Raw genomic sequence first — 19,083 nt, 5'->3', positions numbered from 1 at the left:
CCGCCAAGTTTATGCAGCCTTGCCGTGTGCTCACATAGACCACAGCTTTACTTTGCTAGCCCGGCCCGCAGGCGCTTGGCCAAGCGGTCATAGAGGATCACGTTGACCGAGGCCGCCAGGTTCATGCAGCCTTGCGTCGGCACATAGACTACGTCCTTCACCGCGCCATAACGGGCAGGATCCAGGGTGCCATCCTCGGGGCCGAAAATATAGAAGGCCCGCTCCGGGTGGATGTAGTCCGGCAGCGATGTGGCGCCCTCGATCAGATCCACCACCACGGGGACGCACCCGGCCGGGACTATCTCCATGAGGTTATCGACCCCGAGCAGGGGGATCTTGTCCACCATCTGTTTGGTATCCGTGGCAAAACGGCGCGCCAGCTCGAAGCGGTTGCCCGTGTAGTAGACCTCGTCCGCTCCATAGCAACCGGCGGCGCGCATCACGGCTCCCACGTTCTCCGGTGACTTGGGATTGACCAGTCCGATGCAGCAATAGCCCGGTGCCTCCTGCGTTGGCGACTGTGTATCGGCCTGCTCTGCGCAGCCATAACCTGACTCTTTCATCTTGTTCTCCTCTGTGGCGGCCGCATTATAAGCGGCAGTCGCCCGCCCGCCCATGAAAAGTGGTGCACATAGACGAGAAGCCCGTCGCCGCCTGCTGCTGATTTTTTGTGCGCAAACCGACAGTTTTTGCACGTGACCATGGCGGGAAAACGTTTTTCGGAAATAATAGACAAACGTTTGTAACTGGATGTTTGTCTATGACTGAGCGTGAACAAGAGATCCTTGCCCTGCTGCGCCAGGATCCCATGATTGCCCAGCAGGAGCTGGCGGACAGGCTCGGCATCAGCCGCTCGGCGCTGGCGAGCCACATCTCCAGCCTGATGCGCCAGGGCTATGTGCAGGGGCGCGGCTATGTGCTGCGAGAAGGCCCCTACGCCGTGGTAATCGGCGGCGCCAATATGGATATCTGCGGCTGCAGTCATGACAACCTGCGCATCGGCGACTCCAACCCCGGCCGGGTGCGTACCTCCGCCGGCGGGGTAGGGCGTAACATAGCCGAGAACCTGGCGCGGCTTGGCACCGACACCCGGCTGCTGACCGCGGTGGGCAACGATCAATACGGCCACCACCTACTGGAGGTGAGCCAGCGCGCCGGCGTCGACGTGCGTCAGGTGCTGGTGCTGGAGGGGCAGGCGACCTCCTGTTACCTCAGCCTGCACGATGGCAGCGGTGAGATGAGCTGCGCCGTCAACGACATGGCGATCATTGATCAGCTCACCCCGGCCCGGCTTACCCCACTCACCGGTTTCCTTGGTGCGGCCCGGCTCTGGGTGCTCGACACCAACCTTGCCACCCACACCCTGGACTGGCTGTTCGAGCGCCAGGGTGAGCACATCATCTTCGTCGACACAGTCTCGGTGGCCAAGGTGGAGAAGATCCGCCCCTGGCTGCACAGGATCCACACCCTCAAGCCCAACCGCAGCGAGGCCGAGCAATTGTGCGGCTTCACCATAGCCGGGCCCGATACCTGGCCCATGGCGGCGGCCTGGTTCCACCGAGCCGGGGTGCAGCGGCTGTTCCTGAGTCTCGGCGATCAGGGGATCTTCTATAGCGACGGGGAGTGCCAGGGCCATCTGCCCGTGCTCGGCAGCCCGGTCGTCAACGTGACCGGCGGCGGTGATGCCTTCATGGCTGGGCTGGCCCACGCCTGGTTGCAGGAGAGCGACATGACCGACACTACCCGTTTCGCCCTCGGCTGTGCCGCCCTCACCGTCAATTGTTCCGATACCGTCTTTTCCGGCCTATCCAAGGCCGCCGTTGAACGCATGCTGGAGGAGTACCCATGTTGAACGCTTACCTCGATATCCAACCTGAAGTCGCTGCGGCTCTGGCCGCCGGCAAACCCGTCGTTGCTCTGGAGTCCACCATCATCTCCCACGGCATGCCCTATCCGCAGAACGTGGAGACGGCGCGCCAGGTAGAGCAGGTGGTGCGCGACAACGGCGCCGTGCCGGCCACCATCGCCATCCTGGATGGCCGCCTCAAGGTGGGTCTGGATGCGGGGGCGCTGGAGGCGCTGGGCCGGGCCGGTCATGCCGTCACCAAGTGCAGCCGCCGGGATATCCCCTTCGTGCTGGCGAACAAGGGGCTTGGGGCGACCACGGTCGCCTCCACCATGATCATCGCCGCCATGGCCGGCATCCGGGTGTTCGCCACCGGCGGCATCGGCGGCGTGCACCACGGTGCTCAGGAAACCTTCGACATCTCGGCGGATCTGCAGGAGTTCGCCCAGACCCCGGTGGCCGTGGTCTGCGCCGGCGCCAAGTCGATCCTCGACATTGGTCTGACTCTGGAGTACCTGGAGACCCAGGGAGTGCCCGTCATCGGCTATCAGACCGATGAGCTGCCCGCCTTCTACACCCGCGAGAGCGGCTTCAAGGTGGATTACCGGCTAGAGAGCCCGGCGGCGATCGCCGAGGCGTTGCGTCTGAAGTGGGAGCTTGGGCTGGCCGGTGGCGCCGTGGTCACCAACCCGATCCCGACCCAGTTCGCCATGCCCAAGGCCGACATAGATGCCGCGATCAAGCAGGCGTTGCAAGAGGCGGACGAGCAGGGGGTCAAGGGCAAGGCATCCACTCCCTTCCTGCTGGCGCGGGTGTGCGAGCTGACCGGCGGCAACTCGCTGGCGGCCAACATCCAGCTGGTGCTGAACAACGCTGCCCTAGGGGCGCGTATTGCCGCCAGCCTGTAACGACTCGCGGTGAATGCAAAAGAGGGCCTCTTGGCCCTCTTTTCTATTTCGGCTCTGTGATCGCCCGGTGGATTATTGCAATACCAGCCGACCATGCAGCGGCTGCACGGGCCTGTTGTTGGGGTGGTGCATCACCGCCTTGAAGGCATCGATCTGGGCTTGGCTCACCTGCACCGGCTGCTTCATCACCAGCCAGCGCACCCCTTCCGAGCAGGGCGGTGTGGTCAGCGAACCGCTGAAGCGGTAGTAGTCGCGATTGGCTGGCAGCAGCAGCTCGGCCGAAAGTGGCGCCTTGAGGGCGTGGATCTCGCCCGTTTTCGCTGGCAACTGATCCCAGGCCCGGGTCAGCGCCGGATTGGCTTTGCGCGCTTCGAACATCACAGCCAGCACGGCGATCTCACCCTTGGCATTGGTGTGCACCAGATGCCCTTCCAGCGGATAGGATTTGCCCTTGATGAGATTTTCACTGGGAGCATGGAAGTGGAACTGCTTGAGTTCGAAGACCATGCCGTCGAGCTCAAGCGAGCTGCCAGGGGCATAGCTGACCTGTACCGTGTGGCCGTTGTTGGTGACGTTCTGGCCACCCGCCAGGTAGTGAAACTGCAGCGGGGCCAGTTTGGCTTCCACCAGACCATCGAGGTTGACCGGCGACTGGTTGCTGCCCGCGCACTGGCCAAATTCGGGGGTCAGTTTGGCCCATTGCGCCGGGCCGGCCTTGCCGCCGTATTCCCAGTGCACGGTGGCGGCAAAGGCGGTGGGACACAGCAACAGGGCACAGGCCAACAGGGACTTTCTCATCATACATCCTTATCTTGATTGAAAAGCACAGCCATCCGCTTTCTTAATATGTGAAGAAACAATAGATGGCATTATCTGAAATGCGGGATACAGAATGTCAGACCGGATTGTTTATTATTAACAGCCGCATTATTGATCATATTTATGATGCATTTAATATGAACCTAATTAACAATCGGCAGCACCTGCATATTGAATAATCGCTTTATTCAATGACAGCAATCTAATTAATTGGCTGTCATCGCAGATGAATTAGCTCATAATTCATTCATCAGAATTCAGCTCTTTTTTGGCTCGCAAGTCCCCGCCACTGGTCCGCCTATAATATATTAATTCATTGTTTTTAATATGGTTTTTGTTGGTCTCATTTGATCTTGGACAAATAATAAACAGGCTTTCCCGGTCAGGCTGATGCTGCTGTTATACACAGTCACAAGGGAGAGAAAAAATGAATAAATATTGTCTGTTGCTGGCGCTGGGTCTGCCCGGGATGGGGTGGGCGGCTGAACCGGTCCAACCGGTAGAGGTGCCCAAGGTGGCATCGCCGGAAAAAGTCGAGCTGGGCAAGATGCTGTTCTTCGAGCCGAGGCTCTCCAAATCCTATGCCATCTCCTGCAACTCCTGCCATAACCTGGCGACCGGCGGGGTGGACAACCAGGTCAGCTCCCTCGGCCACAAGTGGAAGGAGGGGCCGATCAACTCCCCCACTGTGCTCAACTCCAGCCTCAACTTCGTGCAGTTCTGGGACGGTCGCGCCAAGGATCTGCAGGCGCAGGCGGCGGGCCCCATCGAGAATCCGCTGGAGATGGCTTTCACCCACAAGCTGGCGGTGGAGACGCTGCACACCCTGCCCGAATATCGCAGCCGTTTCGGTGCTGTGTACGGCAAGGCGGACTTTGGCATTGATGAGGTCACGGACGCCATCGCCGCCTTCGAGGAGACCCTGGTCACCCCCAACGCGCCGTTCGATCGCTGGTTGAAGGGAGATGGCAAGGCGCTGACGGCGCAGCAACTGAAGGGCTATCAGCTGTTCAAGGAGAAGGGCTGCACCGCCTGCCACAACGGGGTGGCCATCGGCGGCAACTCTTATCAGAAGATGGGGCTGGTCAAGCCGTTCAAGACCGACAACCCGGCCCTGGGTCGTGGCGGCGTGACCGGCGAGAAGCAGTTCATCGGTTGGTTCAAGGTGCCGACCCTGCGCAACATAGAGCTGACCTACCCCTACTTCCATGACGGTTCAGTCTGGGATCTGAAGGAGGCGGTGCAGGTCATGGCGGACATCCAGCTGGGTCAGACCCTGAGCGAGCAGGAGGCCGACGACATGACCGCCTATCTCAAGAGCCTGACCGGCGAGCAGCCCCGGATAGTGCTGCCGATCCTGCCCCCCTCCCAACCCGATACCCCCAGGCCTCAGGTCAAGAGCTGAGTGGGTCGTGAGTCTGAATTCAAGCGGGGCTGAGGTCCCGCTTCTTCATGGCTCTATCTCTCTGATAACACAGCCAAAGTGCGGTATTCAGCATAATGACAAGGGGATGACAATCCCCCAGCTGGCGACGGGGATTTCACCGATTTGCAGCCCTCTTCACAATTTCAACACGCTCACAATCTGTTCGATTGCCTAACTCATCCGACCTGGTGTCAAATCACTCCGCCCAATACAAGGAGTGGCATAATAATGAATAATATCAATAAATTAGTTCTGGCTATCGGATTCACTCTCACCACCTTCCCGACCCTGGCGGCGGGTTTCCAGTGCAAGGACCACGTCAAGCTCGGGATCCCCAGCCAATCCAGTCAGCTGTTGTGCCGGGACGGTTACGCTGCCGGTTACAACTATGACACCAAGGTCTCTGATTGGGTCTCTTACCGGATGACGGCGATCAGTGCCCAGGGCCAGGTGCCGCGCAAGGATGCCTTCGCCGAAGACAAGGAGGTGCCGGTGCAGTACCGCGCCACCCTGGCGGACTACAAGGGCTCGGGTTATGACCGCGGTCATCAGGCGCCCGCGGCGGACATGCGCTCCACCGCCGTTACCATGAAGCAGAGCTTCCTGCTGACCAACATGACGCCACAGTTGCCGGCGCTCAATCAGGGGGCCTGGCGCATTCTGGAAGAGAAGACCCGCCAGTGGGCCATCGCCTATCAGGATGTGCAGGTGATCACGGGCCCCATCTTCACCAACTCCGATGGCGCCATCGGCAACGGTGTGACTGTACCCCACGCCTACTACCGGGTGGTGATGGACGTGGCCAACCAGGAGGCGATCGCCTTCGTCCTGCCGCAGCAGAACGTGTCGGCCAGCAAGCTTGCGGATTACATAGTGACTGTGGATGCGGTGGAGGAGCAGACCGGGCTCGATTTCTTCACCGAGCTGCCGGATGAGCAGGAAGAGGCCATGGAATCCCGGCTGATGGCCATGTGGGGCAATTGATCCATCCTGTGACAACAGGGGCCTCGGCCCCTGTTGTCAGTCGTTCAGATCGTCACCGATTTTCTTGACGGTATCCCGGGTGCCGTGACCGATTTCACGGGTCACATCCCGGGTGGTGTGGCCAATCTCGCGGGTCACGTTGCGGGTGGTGTGCCCCACTGTCCTGCCCGCCTCCTTGATGTCGGCACAGCCGCCGGTCACTGCGCCCAGGATCAGGCCGAGTGCCAGCAGTGCCAGGTAGTTAGGCGTCATGTGTGCTCCTTCTCGTTTCATCATCATCTCGATGCCGATGCCGGCATTATGGTCTCGTGTGCAGCGGGCGGGCAACCAGCAGGGTATGGCCCGGGCCCGGGATCTCGTGCTCCTCCTCCACGTAGAAGTGTGCCTCGCGCAGGCACTGGTACATCTGTTTGGAGTGATAGAAGCGGCTGTTGCCGTTGGCCAGACAGGTGAAGTAGAGGGAGGTGGCGTTGAGACTGAAACTGGCGGCTTCGAAGGTCTGCCTGTCCCAGAACAGCTCCAGGATGCAGACTCTGGCGTCCGGTTGCATGGCCAGCCGGACTCGGTTCAGGATGGCGACTATCTGTTCGTGACTGAAGCAGTCGAGGAACTGGCTCATCCACCAGAGATCTGCCTCACCGGGCAGGGGGCCCGCTTGCAGCAGATCCACCGGATGGCCCTGCACTCGATCGCTGAGACCCGCCTCTTCAATATTCAGCCGGGCCAGCGTCAGCTGCTCGGGCAAGTCCAGTATGGTGACCCGCAGGGCAGGATCTCGCCTGGCGCAGGCGATGGCCCACTTGCCGGTGTTGCCGCCCAGATCGTAGAGGTGGCGCGGCTCATAGCCAAACACCGTCTCTTGTGCCTGCTGGAACGCCCAGTCGGAGTAGAAGTGATCAAACGCAAACCAGCTGCTGCGGGCGGGCTCAGGCAGCTCGCTCAGGTGCGGGTAGAGGGTCTGCCAGGGGCCGAACTCCTGCAGACCGGCTGGCGTGCCGTCGCGGATGGCGTCGAGCAGATGGGCGAGGGGTTGATAGCAGACGTGCTGGGTGAAGTCGAGATTGACCCGGCTCATGGCATCGTGCTGCAGATATTTGCCGACCCGGCCCAGCACATAGCGATCATCGGCCAGGTAGCAGAGCCCGCCGCCGAGCCCCATGTCCAGCAGCACGCTGACCGCATATTCACTCAGCTCGCACGCCTGGGCTATGTCCGCCAGCGGCGCGCCCTGCTGGCCACGGGTCTCGAGAAAGGCGAGCACCCCGGTTTCACGCAGACACCAGCTGGCCTGGAACAGCATGGGCCCGAAGGCGATCTTCTGGGCCGCGCCTATGGCCTCCAGCGCGTTGTAGGGGTCTGCCTGATAATGGTTCACGGGGTGGCTCCTGCCGGATTAACGGCTCTGTGCGCGGGCGAGTTCGGTCTGGATAGCCTGATTCAGGCCCAGCACCCAGCGGTTATAACTGCGATGAATGCTGCCCTTGCCCTTGTCATCAAGGTTGATGCTGCTCACATAATTAATGGAATAGTCGTGAGCGCTATATGGAATATCGATCACCGCCTGATGCTGGCGTACATTGACCTGGCCACGAATAAGTCCCGGCTTCTCTTTTTTCATCACCCAGCTCTTGCTGATCCCCGCCGTGATAATGGCGTTGGCCACCTGATCTTCGGTCAGATTGAAGGCAACCGGGTTGGCGGCCATATTGCGAATGGGTTGGCTGGTGGAGCAGGCAGCCAGCAGGGCGCAGGCCAGCAACAGGGATATTTTATTAATAAGTTTCATAATATTTCCTTGCGAGGACATTCAATAAATGGAGCCTGGCAATGAGACAACACAAATCATTTATTTTCAATCACAATGCCAACGGATAATCCGCGCCAGCTATTATTTTTGATGAATAATGGTATTATTCGCGCGGTATTAATGTGATGACTCCGGTGGATAATCCTCAGGGAGCAGGCACTGCCCGGCGGGTGAGTGCCTTTTATCGTCCAAGCGCTCACACCAAGGTCAAGGACAGGTTGCCTGAAATATGCTCTCTTTTTCGCTGCAGGATAGTCAGGCACTGTCACCCGGCCTTGTCGACGCGCTCGACTGGCAGGCGTGGGCACAGCTGGAACAATGGCCCGCCGATCCCCTGTTCCCCGCGACCCCTTTGCTGCCCATGATGATGGCGCGCCGCCTGAGCCAGGGTTCCCGGCTGGCGGTGCAGGTGGGGCTGAGCCTGCTGGCTCGTCATCCCGTCGATTACGCCATCTTCGTCAGTCGCCACGGCGAGCTGGCCCGTTCTGTGACCCTGTTGCAGGCGCTGGCGGATGGCCAGGCGCTGTCCCCTACCGATTTTTCCATGTCAGTGCACAACACGGCCGCCGGCCTTAGCTCCATTCAGGGCAAGGCCGCCATTCCCATGACCTCGTTGGCGGCGGGAGAGGGCGGGCTGATGGCGGGGTTCACCGAGGCGGTGGCGGCGCTGCACGCCGGTGCCAGCCGGGTGCTGCTGGTGGCGTTCGAGGGGCCTGTGCCCGAGTTTCATCGTCCTTGGTTGCCGGACGAGGCGCCGCCCCATGCGCTGGGGCTGGTGCTGCAGGCTGGCGACGAGTGGCGCTGCGAGGGCGCGCGTCGCACAGTCGAGTCTGTCGTCCGCCCGCTGCCGCAGAGTCTGGCCTTCTGGCGGGCCCTGCTGCGGCATGAATCGACCCTGACCCTTTGCAATGGCCGCCAGGAGTGGACATGGCGGCGGCGCTGAACCGGGGCTGGCGGCTGATCGGCACGGCCCTTGGCTTCACCCTGTTCGGGGTGGGCGGCCTGCTGCTCTCCCTGTTCTGGTTTCCGTTGCTGGCGCTCTGTTTGCGCGGGGAGCGGCGGCGCACCCTGGCCCAGTTGACCATACGCCACAGCTTTCGGCTGTTTCTCGGCGTGTTGCGCGGCTGGGGCGTGCTGGATTATCGGGTGAGTGGCATGCCCGCCGACTTGCGCGGCGCCCTGGTAGTGGCCAATCACCCCAGCCTGCTCGATTACGTCATGCTGGCCGCCGAGATGCCGGTGTGTGACTGCATCGTCAAGCAATCCCTCTGGCGCAACCCCTTCGTGGGTGGCGTGGTGCGGGCGGCAGATTATATTCCCAACGTAGAGGCGGAGCGCCTCCTGCCCCTGTGCATGGCGCGGATCCAGGCCGGTGGCCTGCTGCTGATCTTCCCGGAGGGAACCCGCACCACACCGGGGGAGCCCATCAAGCTGCAACGGGGCGCCGCCCAGTTGGCGGTGCGCAGCCGGGTGCCCTTGCAGCCGGTGCGGATCCACTGCAGCACCCGATTTCTCACCAAACAGGACAAATGGTTCAAGATCCCGGAAAATAAGCCGACTTTCACCATAGAATTCCTGCCGCAAGTGGCGGCAGACGAGGTGGTCGCCACCGACCAGAGCAGTGCGCTGGCCGCGCGCCAGCTGACCCGGTTTCTCACCCGGGCCCTGCAAACGGGGCCCCAATGACAGCGTATGGAACAGTTATGCAAGACCTGCACCTAGAGATAAAACAACTCATCATCGACAGTCTCAACCTCGAGGGGCTGACCCCTGAGGATATAGACAGCCAGGCGCCGCTGTTCGGGGATGGCCTGGGACTGGACTCTATCGATGCGCTGGAGCTGGGCCTTGCCATCAAGGGCCGCTACGGCATAGTGCTCTCCGCCGAGGATGAGAATACCCGTCGTCACTTCGCCTCAGTCGCAGCCCTGGTCGCCCTGGTGCAGGCCCAGTCGAAAGGGGAGGCCTGAGCCATGACCCGTGACGACATCTTTGCCCAGATAAAGGCTGCCCTCGTCGATCTGTTCGAAGTCGATGAAGAGGCCATCACTCCCGAGGCCCGCCTCTATCAGGATCTCGAGCTCGACAGCATAGATGCCATCGATCTGGTGGTGCACCTGCAAAAGCTGACCGGCAAGAAGATCAAGCCGGAAGAGTTCAAGTCGGTGCGCAGCGTCAATGACGTGGTGGATGCGGTCGAGCGTCTGCTCGCCGGCGCCTGATGCCGGTACGTCCCCGACCATGACGCGCTGGCTCTCCTGGCTGGCCGGTGGTGCCCTCTTGCTCTACCCGCTGGCGGTGTACTGGGGGCTGACTCACACCAGCCAGACTCCGCTGCTGGTAGGTCTGCTGGCCATCTTCTCCTTGCGGCTGCTGCCGGGTCTGCTCAAGCGGAGGGTCCGGTTTGGTCCCCTGCCTGAGTGGCTCTGGCTGGGTCGTCTGCTGGCCTGCATCGGTCTGGGGCTGACCCTGCTGTCGGCGCTGTTCTCTGCCCGCCACTGGTTGCTCTATTACCCGCTGGCGGTGAGCCTGGCGCTGCTCTGCCTGTTTGGCTGGAGCCTGACTCGCCCCATGAGTCTGGTGGAGCGGCTGGCCCGCTTGCAGGATCCCCGTCTGCCGGATGTTGCCATCGGCTACACCCGGCGGGTGACCCAGATCTGGTGCGGTTTCTTCGTGGTCAACGGCGCCCTGGCGGCCTTCACCATCTGGTACGGCGATCTGGCGATCTGGAGCCTCTACAACGGCCTCATCAGCTACGGGTTGATGGGCGCTTTGATGGCTGGGGAGTATCTGGTACGCCGGCGACTGATGAAGAGGCTGGCCCCATGACCCTGCTGCAAACGCTCTGGCAGCGGGACGACGACCAGCTGGTGGCGTTCGGCCAAGGTGGCGAGGTGACCCTGGCCGAGCTGCGCCTTGGCAGCCTGCAACTGGCCCGGGCCATGGCCCGCCATGCTCGCCCCGGGCAGCCGCGTGTGCGCTGGGCGCTCTGTTTCGATGACAGCCTGCTGTTTGCGCAAGCGTTGCTCGCCTGTGCTCTCGGCGGTCATCAGGCCATCTTGCCGGGCCATCAACGGCTGGCCGGGCTGCTGGCGCTGCGGGATCAGTTTGACGGCCTGCTCACAGATGGCGAGCTGCCTGGCGATGAGCTTGATGTGCCCCAGTTGCGGCTGCCGCTGGCCGATTGCCATGGTGAGCTGGATGCAGAGCGTGCCAGCCGGGTTCCCGAACGTCTCGATCTGACCCTGTTCAGCTCGGGCTCCACCGGCGAGCCCAAGGCGATCCCCAAAGCCTGGCCCCAGCTGGAGGCTGAGCTGCGGGTGCAGATGGCGCTTTGGGGCGAGACCCTGGCCGACACTCGGGTGCTGGCCAGCGTCAGTCACCAGCACATCTACGGCCTGTTGTTTCGCATCCTGCTGCCGCTGGCCCTGGGGCGTCCGTTCGATCGCCGCAGCATCGACTATCCGGAGCAGCTGGCGGTGCAAACCGCCCCCTGGGCCCTGATCGCTTCCCCCGCGTTTCTCAGTCGGCTCGATCCGGCCATCCCCGCCGCGGGCTGCCGCCTTATCGTCTCCTCCGGCGGTCCCCTGCAACCCGAGGATGCCCATCAGGCCCGGGCCCTGCTTGGCCAGCTGCCGGTGGAGATTTTCGGCAGCAGCGAGACCGGCGGCATCGGCTGGCGCCAGCGCAATCATGCGCAGACCCCCTGGACTCCCTTACCCGGGATTGAGGTGCGGGTCGGCCCGGATCAGGGCTTGCTGCTGCGCTCCCCCTTCCTGGCAGAGGATGGCTGGCTGGCCTGCGCCGATCGCATCCTGATGACGGGGGCAGGGTTCGAGCTGCTGGGACGCCAGGACAGGGTGATCAAGCTGGAGGAAAAGCGCATCTCCCTCGACGAGGTGGAGGCGCGCCTGCAAGCCCTGCCGGAGGTGGAGTTGGCCGCCGTGCTGCCTCTGCAGCAGGGCCAGCGTCAGATCCTCGGCGCCGTGCTGGTGCTGAGCGAGGTGGGTGCTGCCCGCTGGGCCGAGCTGGGTCAGGGTCGCTTCCTGCTGGCCCTGCGCCAGCAGCTGCGCCCCTGGCTCGAACCGGTCGCCCTGCCGCGCAGTCTGCGCCGGGTCGAGAGCATGCCCGTCAACGCCCAGGGCAAATGCCCCTGGCCACAACTCAAGGAGCTGTTCGATGAGCCTCTCTGCTGACACGCTGCCGATGAACTCGCTGCCGACAGTGCTGGGCTGCGAGACGCTGGCCGATGGCGTGCGCCTGCACCTGCGGCTCGATCCGGAGCTGCCCTGGTTTGCGGGCCACTTTCCCGGCGCGCCCCTGCTGCCAGGGGTCACCCAGATCCACTGGGTCATGCACTATGCCGCCAGCCGACTCAATCTGAGTCTGCCGTTTCACGGGCTGGATCAGCTCAAGTTTCAGCGCCCGCTGCGGCCGGGGGCCGAGTGCAGCCTGAGCCTGCAGTGGCAGCCACAAAAGGATCAGCTCGTTTTCAGCTACGCGCTGGGAGATGAGCTGGCGAGCAGCGGACGGGTGCGCTTCATCCCATGACACCCTGCATCCTGATCCCCTGTTACAACCATGCCGGCCCGCTGGCCACCGTGCTGGATCGGCTGGCCGAATATGATCTGCCCTGCCTGCTGATCGACGATGGCAGCGAACCCGTCGCCGCGGCCGCGCTGGATGAGCTGGCCGCCCGCCACCCCTGGGTCGCCCTGCTGCGCCATTCGCACAACCAGGGCAAGGGCGGCGCCGTGATGACGGGGCTGCGCCACGCCCATGGCCTCGGTTTCAGCCACGCCCTGCAGGTGGATGCCGATGGCCAGCACGATCTGGCAGACATTCCGGCCCTGCTGGCCGAGGCGCACCGGGATCCCGATGCGCTTATCTCGGGGCGCCCTGTCTACGACGATTCCGTGCCCAAAGGGCGCCTCTATGGCCGCTATATCACCCATGTCTGGGTCTGGATCGAGACGCTGTCGTTTGCCATCAAGGACAGCATGTGCGGCTTTCGGGTCTATCCGCTGGCGGTCAGCTGCACGCTGCTCGAACGGGTGGCGCTCGGCAGGCGAATGGATTTTGACACCGAGGTGATGGTGCGCCTGCACTGGGCCGGGGTGGCGGTGCGTTTCGTGCCGACCCGGGTCATCTACCCCGCCGATGGCAGCTCCCATTTCCAGCTCTGGCGCGACAACCGCGACATTTCCTGGATGCACACCCGACTGGTATGCCGCCTGTTGTGGGATCTGCTGCTGCGCCTGACGAGCGGGCCCCGCCGCCTCTGGTCATGGGCGACCCGGCTGTGGCGCGAGCGCCGGACCCACTGGTCGCGCACCCCGGAGCGCGGATCCCTGCTCGGCATGCAGATCATGCTGGCCAGCTATCGCCTGCTTGGGCGGCGGGGCTTCTCCCTGTTGCTCTACCCCGTCATCGGCTACTTCTGGTTGACCGGCCGCGCCCAGCGTCAGGCATCTCAAGCCTATCTGGCCCGGCTCGAGGCCTTTTCCCGCACTCAGGGCATACGGCTACCCCCTGAGCCGAGATCGAGCTTTCGCCACTTCCTGCGCTTTGGCGAGGCGGCGCTCGACAAGCTGGCCGGCTGGCGCGGCGACATAGCCGAGGATCAGATCGAGCTGGTGGGGAGGGAGCACTACGAGGCCGCCATCAACAGCGGCAAGGGCTTGCTGCTGCTGGGCTCTCACCTCGGCGATCTCGAGCTGTGCCGGGCCCTTGGCAGTCGCAAGGGGGAGGTGCGCATCAATGCGCTGGTCTTCACCCGTCACGCGGCCCGCTTCAACGCCCTGCTCAAGCAGATCAACCCGGATTCACGGCTCAACCTCATCCAGGTGCAGGAGATGGGGGCCGATACCGCCATCCTGCTCAAGGAGAAGCTGGATCAGGGGGAGTGGGTGGTGATCGTCGGCGATCGCACCTCTGTGACCCGGGAGAAGCGGGTGGTCTGGGCCGATTTCCTCGGTGCGCCGGCCCCCTTTCCCCTCGGTCCCTTTGCCCTGGCCAGCGTGCTGGGTTGCCCGGTTTACCTGATGTTCGGCCTCAAGGAGCAGGGGCGCTTTCGGGTGCATTTCGAGCCCTTTTCCGACAGCCTCAGTCTGCCGCGCCAGGGGCGACAACAGATACTCGCGTCCCGGGTGCAGGCCTATGCCGATCGCCTGCAGCATCATTGCCTGCGCGCCCCGCTGGACTGGTTCAATTTTTTTGATTTCTGGCAGCTGACCGATGAACAAGAGTGAGATGAAGTGCGTCACCTTCGGCGCCGAGCCGTTGACCATCGAAGATGTGGTGGCCCTGGCAGAGCGCCGTGCCCGCCCGGCATTGAACCGGGATCCCGCCTTTATGGCCCGCATTCAGCGGGGGGCCGATTTTCTCGACCGGCTGCTGGCCGAGGAGGGGGTCATCTACGGGGTGACCACAGGCTACGGGGATTCGGTGACCCGACCGGTGCCCGCCGAGCTGGTGCCCAAGCTGCCGCTGCACCTGACCCGCTTTCACGGCTGCGGGCTGGGGGCGGATCTTGAGCTCGATGCCGGTCGCGCCGTGCTGGCGACCCGGCTCTGCTCCCTGGCGCAGGGGGTCTCCGGCGTCAGCCCGGGTTTGCTGGAACGGCTCTGCTGGTTGCTGGAGCAGGATCTCATACCGCGCATACCGGAAGAGGGATCCGTCGGCGCCAGCGGCGATCTGACACCGCTCTCCTACGTCGCCGCCGTGCTGGTGGGGGAGCGCGAGCTCCATCACGATGGCGCGCTGCGTCCCGCCGCCGAGGTCTATCGGGAGTTGGGGATCACCCCCCTGACCCTGAGACCCAAGGAGGGGCTGGCGCTGATGAACGGCACTTCCGTGATGACGGCGCTGGCCTGTCTCGCCTACGCCCGTGCCGACTACCTGATGCAACTGGCGACCCGGATCACGGCGCTGGTGAGCGTCGCCATGGGGGGCAACGCCTTCCACTTTGACGAGCGGTTGTTTGCCGCCAAACCCCACCCCGGCATGCAGGGCATAGCGGCCTGGCTGAGGTCGGATCTGGTGGCCGGCGAGCTGCCGCGCCACAGCGACCGGCTGCAGGACAGATACTCATTGCGCTGCGCGCCCCACGTCATAGGTGTGGTGGCCGACAGCCTGCCCTGGTGGCGCCAGCTCATCGAAAACGAGCTCAACAGCGCCAACGACAACCCGCTGATCGACGGGGAGGGGGAGCACGTGATGCACGGTGGTCACTTCTACGGCGGCCACATCGCCATGGCGATGGACAGCATGAAGACGGCCATCGCCAATCTGGCGGACTTGCTGGACCGCCAGCTGGCCCAGCTGGTGGACACCAAGTTCAACGGCGGCCTGCCGAGCAACCTCTCGGGGGCGCCGGCCGGGCGGCAGATGATCAACCACGGTTTCAAGGCGGTGCAGATCGGCGTCTCGGCCTGGACCGCGGAGGCGCTCAAGCAGACCATGCCCGCCAGCGTCTTCTCCCGCTCCACCGAGTGCCACAACCAGGACAAGGTGAGCATGGGCACCATAGCGGCGCGCGATGCCCTGCGGGTGCTGACCCTGACCGAGCAGGTCGGGGCCGCCTGCCTGCTGGCGGCGGTGCAGGGGGTCGAGCTGCGCCTGGCCCAGCCCACGCCCTTCACCCGGCCGCTCAGCCCGGCCCTGGCCCATATGGTGCAGCAGGTGCGGGCCGAGTTTGCGCCTCTGCTGGAAGACAGGGCGCTGGAGCAGGAGCTCAGGGCACTGATCGCCCGCATTCGCCTGCGTCACTACCCCCTTTATGGGCCGAGCCAGGACTGAAACAAGGTCACTATTGATGAGACAACCCATGCAGAATGAACCCTGGCAGATCAGCACCGAAGTGGAAGTGACCATACCGTTTCACGACGTGGACATGATGGCGGTCGCCTGGCACGGTCACTACTTTCGCTACATAGAGCTGGCCCGCTGCGCCCTGCTCGATCTTATCGATTACAACTACCCGCAGATGGAGGCCTCTGGCTACCTCTGGCCCATCATTGACACCCGGATGAAGTATCTGGCGCCGCTGCGCTTCGGCCAGCGGGTGCGGGTGCGCGCCACCCTGACCGAGTACCAGAACCGGTTGAAGATCGACTACCTGCTGAGCGATGCCGCGAGCGGCACCCGCACCAGCAAGGGCTACAGCATCCAGGTGGCGGTGAGCAAGGCGAGCGGCGAGATGTGCCTGGCCTCGCCCCAGGTGCTGCTGGACAAGCTGGGGGTGAGCCAGTGAAGCCTCTTCTGAACCGCGTGATGGTCGGGCTGACCCTGCTGCTGGCGTTGCCGCTGCAGGCGGCTCCACTGAGCCGTGACCAGGTGCAGCAGTTGCTGACTCTGAGTGAGGTCAGGCAGGCGCATTTCGAGCAAGAGAAACAGGTGGCGGGTCTGAGCCTGCCGCTCAAAGCCTCCGGCGAGCTGCTGCTGGTGCGCGATCTTGGTCTCTGGTGGCAGCAGCAGCAGCCCTTTGCCCTGACTCTGACCCTGACGCCACAACGCATGGCGCAGCAGATGGCGGGTCAGCCCGCCACCGTCATCGACAGTCCCCAGCTGCTTGAATTCAGCCAGATGCTGCTGGCGCTGTTCGGCTCGGACGAGGCGACCCTGAGCCGCTACTTCAAGATCGATTTTCAGAGCACGGAGGCGGGCTGGCAGCTGCTGCTGGTGCCGACCCTGACGCCGCTGGACAAGGTGTTCGCCAGCCTCACCCTGAGCGGGCAAGGGCAGCTGGATGAGTTGGTCATTGCCGACAAGCAGGGTGACAGCACCCGCATCCGTTTCAGCGCCTGGCAGGAGCGAAGCCTGCCACTGACCCCTGAGGAGCAGGCCCGCTTTGCTGCCCATTAGCCCCGCATCGCGCCCTGCCACTGCCCGTGGTTTGGCCGGGAGAATCGACCTTGCTGCAATCTGAAACCACCTGGCGCCGGCTTGGCACTATCTGGATCGGCCTCTGTCTGCTGCTGGTGGCCGTGCTGGCCTGGCAGCTGCCCCACAGCCGCATCAACACCAGCCTGATGGATTTGCTGCCCCACGAATCCCGCAGCGATCTGGATCCGGCGTTGCAGCAGGGCTTGCTGCAACAGCTCGATCGCCAGCTGGTCTGGATGCTGAGCCTGCCTGCCGGACAGAACGGGCAGGCGGCGGCCGAGCTGTGGGTAAAACAGCTCGACCAGATAGCGGCCTTCTCCCATATCAAGGGCTATCAGCCCGAGCTGGCCCCCGCCTGGCAGGGCTATCTGCACCGTCTCGCCTGGCAGCGGCTGGATGAAGCGGGCCGGGCCCGGCTGGCGGCTGGCGCCGAGGGCTGGAGCCAATGGGTGCTTGGCCAGATCTACTCGCCCTTTGGCGGCGTTTCCCGCGCCGAGTGGCAGAGCGATCCGCTGTTGTTGACCCGGGCCGGGGTGCTGGCAGAGGCCCGCGGCCCCATGCAACTCAAGGAGGGCTGGCTGGTCAGCCGGGACAAGGCGGGTCGCGACTGGTTCATGGTGCGGGCCGAGCTGGATCTCTCCGCCTTCGATATCCAGCGCAATCAGGGGTTGCTGAGGGTGCTCGACAACGCCGAGCAGCGGCTGGCCGAAGCCTATCCCGGTGCCGAGCTGCTGCGCCGTGGCACCCTTTTCTACAGCCAGCACGCCAGCAACCTGGCCCAGCAGGACATCTCCACCATAGGGCTTGGCTCCATGATCGGAGTCATTCTGCTTATTTGGGGCGTATTTCGCTCGACCCGGGCGCTGCTGCTCTCCCTGCTGCCCATCTGCGTGGGGCTGATGTGGGGGCTGGGCACGGTGCTCATCCTGTTTGGCGAGATCCATCTCTTCACCCTGGTGATCAGCAGCAGCCTCATCGGCATCGCCATCGACTACGCCATCCATTTCCTGTGCGAGCGACGGTTGCACGGCGGCGACGAGACGCCGCATCAGACCCGACTACGGCTGCTGCCGAGCCTCTCGCTGGCGGTGTTGACCACCCTTATCGGCTATGGCCTGCTCTGGTTTGCCCCCTTCCCCGGGCTGCAACAGCTGGCGGTGTGCGCACTGGCGGGCCTGTTCAGCGCCTTCATCACTGTGCTCTGCCTGTTCCCGCGCTGGTCGGGCCCCCTGCCGACCCGGCCCCTGCGCAGTCAGCCACTGCTGATGGCCTGGCTCAGAGCCTGGCAGCAGCGTCGCCTAGTGCGCATCGGCCTGCCGCTGCTCTGCCTGCTGCTGGCCACCCTTGGCATCAGCCAACTGCAGGTGGATGACGACATACGCCGGCTGCAACCCTTGCCGGTGGAACTGCAGGCGCAGGAGAACCAGATCAAGGCCCTGACCGGTCAGCAGGGGGGCATGCAGGGTTTTCTGGTGACGGGTACGGATGCCGAGCAGGCGCTGCAACGGCTGGAGCGACTGGATGATCAGCTGACCGAGCTTAAAAATAGCGGCGCATTGCGGGACTTTGTCTCCCTTAGCCGCTGGCTGCCCTCGCTGGCGCGCCAGCAGCAGGATGCCGCCGCCATTCGGGCCCTGTTGCCCCGGGTGGTGACCCGACTGCAAGAGGCCGGAGTGCCAATACCAGCAGGGGGGCAAGGGCCCGACCGTCAGCCTGACTGGTTGACCCCGGCAGCCTGGCTTGCCAGCCCGGTCAGCGAGGGGAGCCGTCTGCTGTGGCACTCGCTGGAGGATGGCCGCGTCGCCATCTGGGTGCCGCTGGTCGGGGTGCAGGACGAGGTCGCCCTGACGGCGCTGGCAGCTGCCGAGCAGGGTGTCTACTGGCAGGATCAGCGCAGCGAGTGGAGCCAGTTGTTTGCCCACTACCGGATCAAGCTGGCCGAACTGCTGCTGCTGGCCATCGGCCTGGTAGCCCTGCTGCTCTGGCGGCGGATGGGGGCAGCCAGGGCGTCCCGGGTGCTGCTGGTCAACCTGATTGCTCTCGCCATGGGGCTGGCGCTGCTCGCCGCCTGCGGCCAGCCGCTCACCCTGTTTGGTGTGCTGGCGCTCAGCCTCATCTTCGGCATCGGCATCGACTACGGGCTCTTCTTTGCCCACTGTGGCAACCAGCTGGCGCGGCAGAGTTCCACCCTGCTCGCCATCCTGCTGGCGAACCTCACCACCCAGTTGGCATTCGGCTTGCTGGCGCTGAGTCACACCCCTGCCATAGCGGGCTTTGGTCTGGTGTTGAGCGGCGGTATCTTTACTGCCTTCCTGTTGTCGCCTCTGGTGCTGGACCGCGTGCAACCGGATGGCGCGGTGCGGGAGCCCCAGTTGTCAGGGCAGGATAGCCGGGAGCCAACATGACA

21 protein-coding genes are annotated in these 19,083 nt (G+C 63.7%); 16 read left to right on the top strand and 5 right to left on the bottom strand.

The genetic code is table 11. The annotated features are described in order from the left end of the window. Positions 1-47: 47 nt before the first annotated feature. On the bottom strand, positions 48-563 hold the full coding sequence (locus tag BN1128_RS05110) for an RNA methyltransferase (RefSeq protein ID WP_042866744.1): 516 nt from the start codon (positions 561-563) through the stop codon (positions 48-50). 197 nt (positions 564-760) lie between these two features. On the opposite strand from BN1128_RS05110, the gene BN1128_RS05105 reads away from it, so the two are divergent. Both BN1128_RS05105 and BN1128_RS05100 read left to right on the top strand, forming a co-directional pair. Next, positions 761-1,852, top strand: coding sequence for a PfkB family carbohydrate kinase (locus BN1128_RS05105; protein WP_042468555.1), 1,092 nt, complete (start codon positions 761-763; stop codon positions 1,850-1,852). Continuing rightward, a complete protein-coding gene (locus BN1128_RS05100) occupies positions 1,846-2,754 on the top strand; it encodes a pseudouridine-5'-phosphate glycosidase (RefSeq protein WP_042866740.1) in 909 nt (302 codons plus the stop codon). The genes BN1128_RS05105 and BN1128_RS05100 overlap by 7 nt, the downstream gene beginning before the upstream one ends. Before the next feature lie 72 nt (positions 2,755-2,826). Here the strand turns inward: BN1128_RS05100 and BN1128_RS05095 are convergent, their stop codons facing one another. Beyond that, the gene (locus tag BN1128_RS05095; protein WP_042866738.1) at positions 2,827-3,552 is read right to left on the bottom strand and encodes a carbonic anhydrase; all 726 of its coding nucleotides are present in this window, start codon (positions 3,550-3,552) and stop codon (positions 2,827-2,829) included. A gap of 448 nt (positions 3,553-4,000) precedes the next feature. Between BN1128_RS05095 and BN1128_RS05090 the strand changes: the two genes are divergently transcribed. Together BN1128_RS05090 and BN1128_RS05085 are read left to right on the top strand one after the other, a co-directional pair. Further along, positions 4,001-4,978, top strand: a complete 978-nt coding sequence (locus BN1128_RS05090; protein WP_042866735.1) for a cytochrome-c peroxidase — start codon at positions 4,001-4,003, stop codon at positions 4,976-4,978. Between the two features lie 249 nt (positions 4,979-5,227). Next, complete coding sequence (locus BN1128_RS05085; RefSeq protein ID WP_042866733.1) at positions 5,228-5,983, top strand: DNA/RNA non-specific endonuclease; 756 nt, start codon at positions 5,228-5,230, stop codon at positions 5,981-5,983. Between the two features lie 36 nt (positions 5,984-6,019). Here BN1128_RS05085 and BN1128_RS05080 read toward each other — a convergent pair whose 3' ends face one another. From BN1128_RS05080 to BN1128_RS05070, 3 genes are read right to left on the bottom strand one after another with little or no spacing between them, the layout of a single operon-like run. Beyond that, complete coding sequence (locus tag BN1128_RS05080) at positions 6,020-6,235, bottom strand: hypothetical protein (RefSeq protein ID WP_042866732.1); 216 nt, start codon at positions 6,233-6,235, stop codon at positions 6,020-6,022. Between the two features lie 46 nt (positions 6,236-6,281). Beyond that, a complete protein-coding gene (locus BN1128_RS05075) occupies positions 6,282-7,358 on the bottom strand; it encodes a methyltransferase (protein ID WP_042866730.1) in 1,077 nt (358 codons plus the stop codon). 18 nt (positions 7,359-7,376) lie between these two features. Next, positions 7,377-7,769 carry a hypothetical protein gene (locus BN1128_RS05070; RefSeq protein WP_042866728.1) on the bottom strand — a complete coding sequence of 131 codons (393 nt, stop codon included), beginning with the start codon at positions 7,767-7,769 and terminating at the stop codon, positions 7,377-7,379. Between the two features lie 250 nt (positions 7,770-8,019). On the opposite strand from BN1128_RS05070, the gene BN1128_RS05065 reads away from it, so the two are divergent. From BN1128_RS05065 to BN1128_RS05010, 12 genes are read left to right on the top strand one after another with little or no spacing between them, the layout of a single operon-like run. Beyond that, the gene (locus BN1128_RS05065) at positions 8,020-8,733 is read left to right on the top strand and encodes a beta-ketoacyl synthase chain length factor (RefSeq protein ID WP_042866726.1); all 714 of its coding nucleotides are present in this window, start codon (positions 8,020-8,022) and stop codon (positions 8,731-8,733) included. Continuing rightward, entirely contained in the window at positions 8,718-9,476 is a 759-nt protein-coding gene (locus BN1128_RS05060; protein WP_042866724.1) for a lysophospholipid acyltransferase family protein, read from the top strand. The genes BN1128_RS05065 and BN1128_RS05060 overlap by 16 nt, the downstream gene beginning before the upstream one ends. Before the next feature lie 17 nt (positions 9,477-9,493). Beyond that, positions 9,494-9,760: a phosphopantetheine-binding protein gene (locus tag BN1128_RS05055; RefSeq protein WP_005317803.1), complete on the top strand. Its 267-nt coding sequence runs from the start codon at positions 9,494-9,496 to the stop codon at positions 9,758-9,760. A gap of 3 nt (positions 9,761-9,763) precedes the next feature. After that, entirely contained in the window at positions 9,764-10,012 is a 249-nt protein-coding gene (locus BN1128_RS05050) for an acyl carrier protein (RefSeq protein WP_042866722.1), read from the top strand. Further along, the gene (locus BN1128_RS05045; protein WP_042866720.1) at positions 9,981-10,619 is read left to right on the top strand and encodes a COG4648 family protein; all 639 of its coding nucleotides are present in this window, start codon (positions 9,981-9,983) and stop codon (positions 10,617-10,619) included. Before BN1128_RS05050 ends, BN1128_RS05045 begins: the two co-directional genes overlap by 32 nt. Next, positions 10,616-11,986: an AMP-binding protein gene (locus BN1128_RS05040; protein WP_042866718.1), complete on the top strand. Its 1,371-nt coding sequence runs from the start codon at positions 10,616-10,618 to the stop codon at positions 11,984-11,986. Before BN1128_RS05045 ends, BN1128_RS05040 begins: the two co-directional genes overlap by 4 nt. Continuing rightward, positions 11,970-12,341 carry an ApeI family dehydratase gene (locus BN1128_RS05035; protein WP_042866716.1) on the top strand — a complete coding sequence of 124 codons (372 nt, stop codon included), beginning with the start codon at positions 11,970-11,972 and terminating at the stop codon, positions 12,339-12,341. Before BN1128_RS05040 ends, BN1128_RS05035 begins: the two co-directional genes overlap by 17 nt. Then, entirely contained in the window at positions 12,338-14,041 is a 1,704-nt protein-coding gene (locus tag BN1128_RS05030; protein ID WP_042866713.1) for a glycosyltransferase family 2 protein, read from the top strand. The genes BN1128_RS05035 and BN1128_RS05030 overlap by 4 nt, the downstream gene beginning before the upstream one ends. Continuing rightward, positions 14,028-15,590 carry an HAL/PAL/TAL family ammonia-lyase gene (locus BN1128_RS05025; RefSeq protein WP_042866711.1) on the top strand — a complete coding sequence of 521 codons (1,563 nt, stop codon included), beginning with the start codon at positions 14,028-14,030 and terminating at the stop codon, positions 15,588-15,590. The genes BN1128_RS05030 and BN1128_RS05025 overlap by 14 nt, the downstream gene beginning before the upstream one ends. A 28-nt stretch (positions 15,591-15,618) precedes the next feature. Further along, positions 15,619-16,044 (top strand): acyl-CoA thioesterase, encoded by a 426-nt coding sequence (locus BN1128_RS05020; RefSeq protein WP_005317781.1) that lies wholly within the window; start codon positions 15,619-15,621, stop codon positions 16,042-16,044. Positions 16,045-16,064: 20 nt separating this feature from the next. Then, the gene (locus tag BN1128_RS05015) at positions 16,065-16,655 is read left to right on the top strand and encodes an outer membrane lipoprotein carrier protein LolA (RefSeq protein WP_042866709.1); all 591 of its coding nucleotides are present in this window, start codon (positions 16,065-16,067) and stop codon (positions 16,653-16,655) included. A gap of 50 nt (positions 16,656-16,705) precedes the next feature. Beyond that, complete coding sequence (locus tag BN1128_RS05010) at positions 16,706-19,081, top strand: MMPL family transporter (RefSeq protein WP_042866707.1); 2,376 nt, start codon at positions 16,706-16,708, stop codon at positions 19,079-19,081. Positions 19,082-19,083: the final 2 nt, after the last annotated feature.

Source organism: Aeromonas piscicola (assembly GCF_000820005.1).
Taxonomy (GTDB): domain Bacteria; phylum Pseudomonadota; class Gammaproteobacteria; order Enterobacterales; family Aeromonadaceae; genus Aeromonas; species Aeromonas piscicola.
This window is presented reverse-complemented; position numbering and strand designations above follow the sequence as displayed.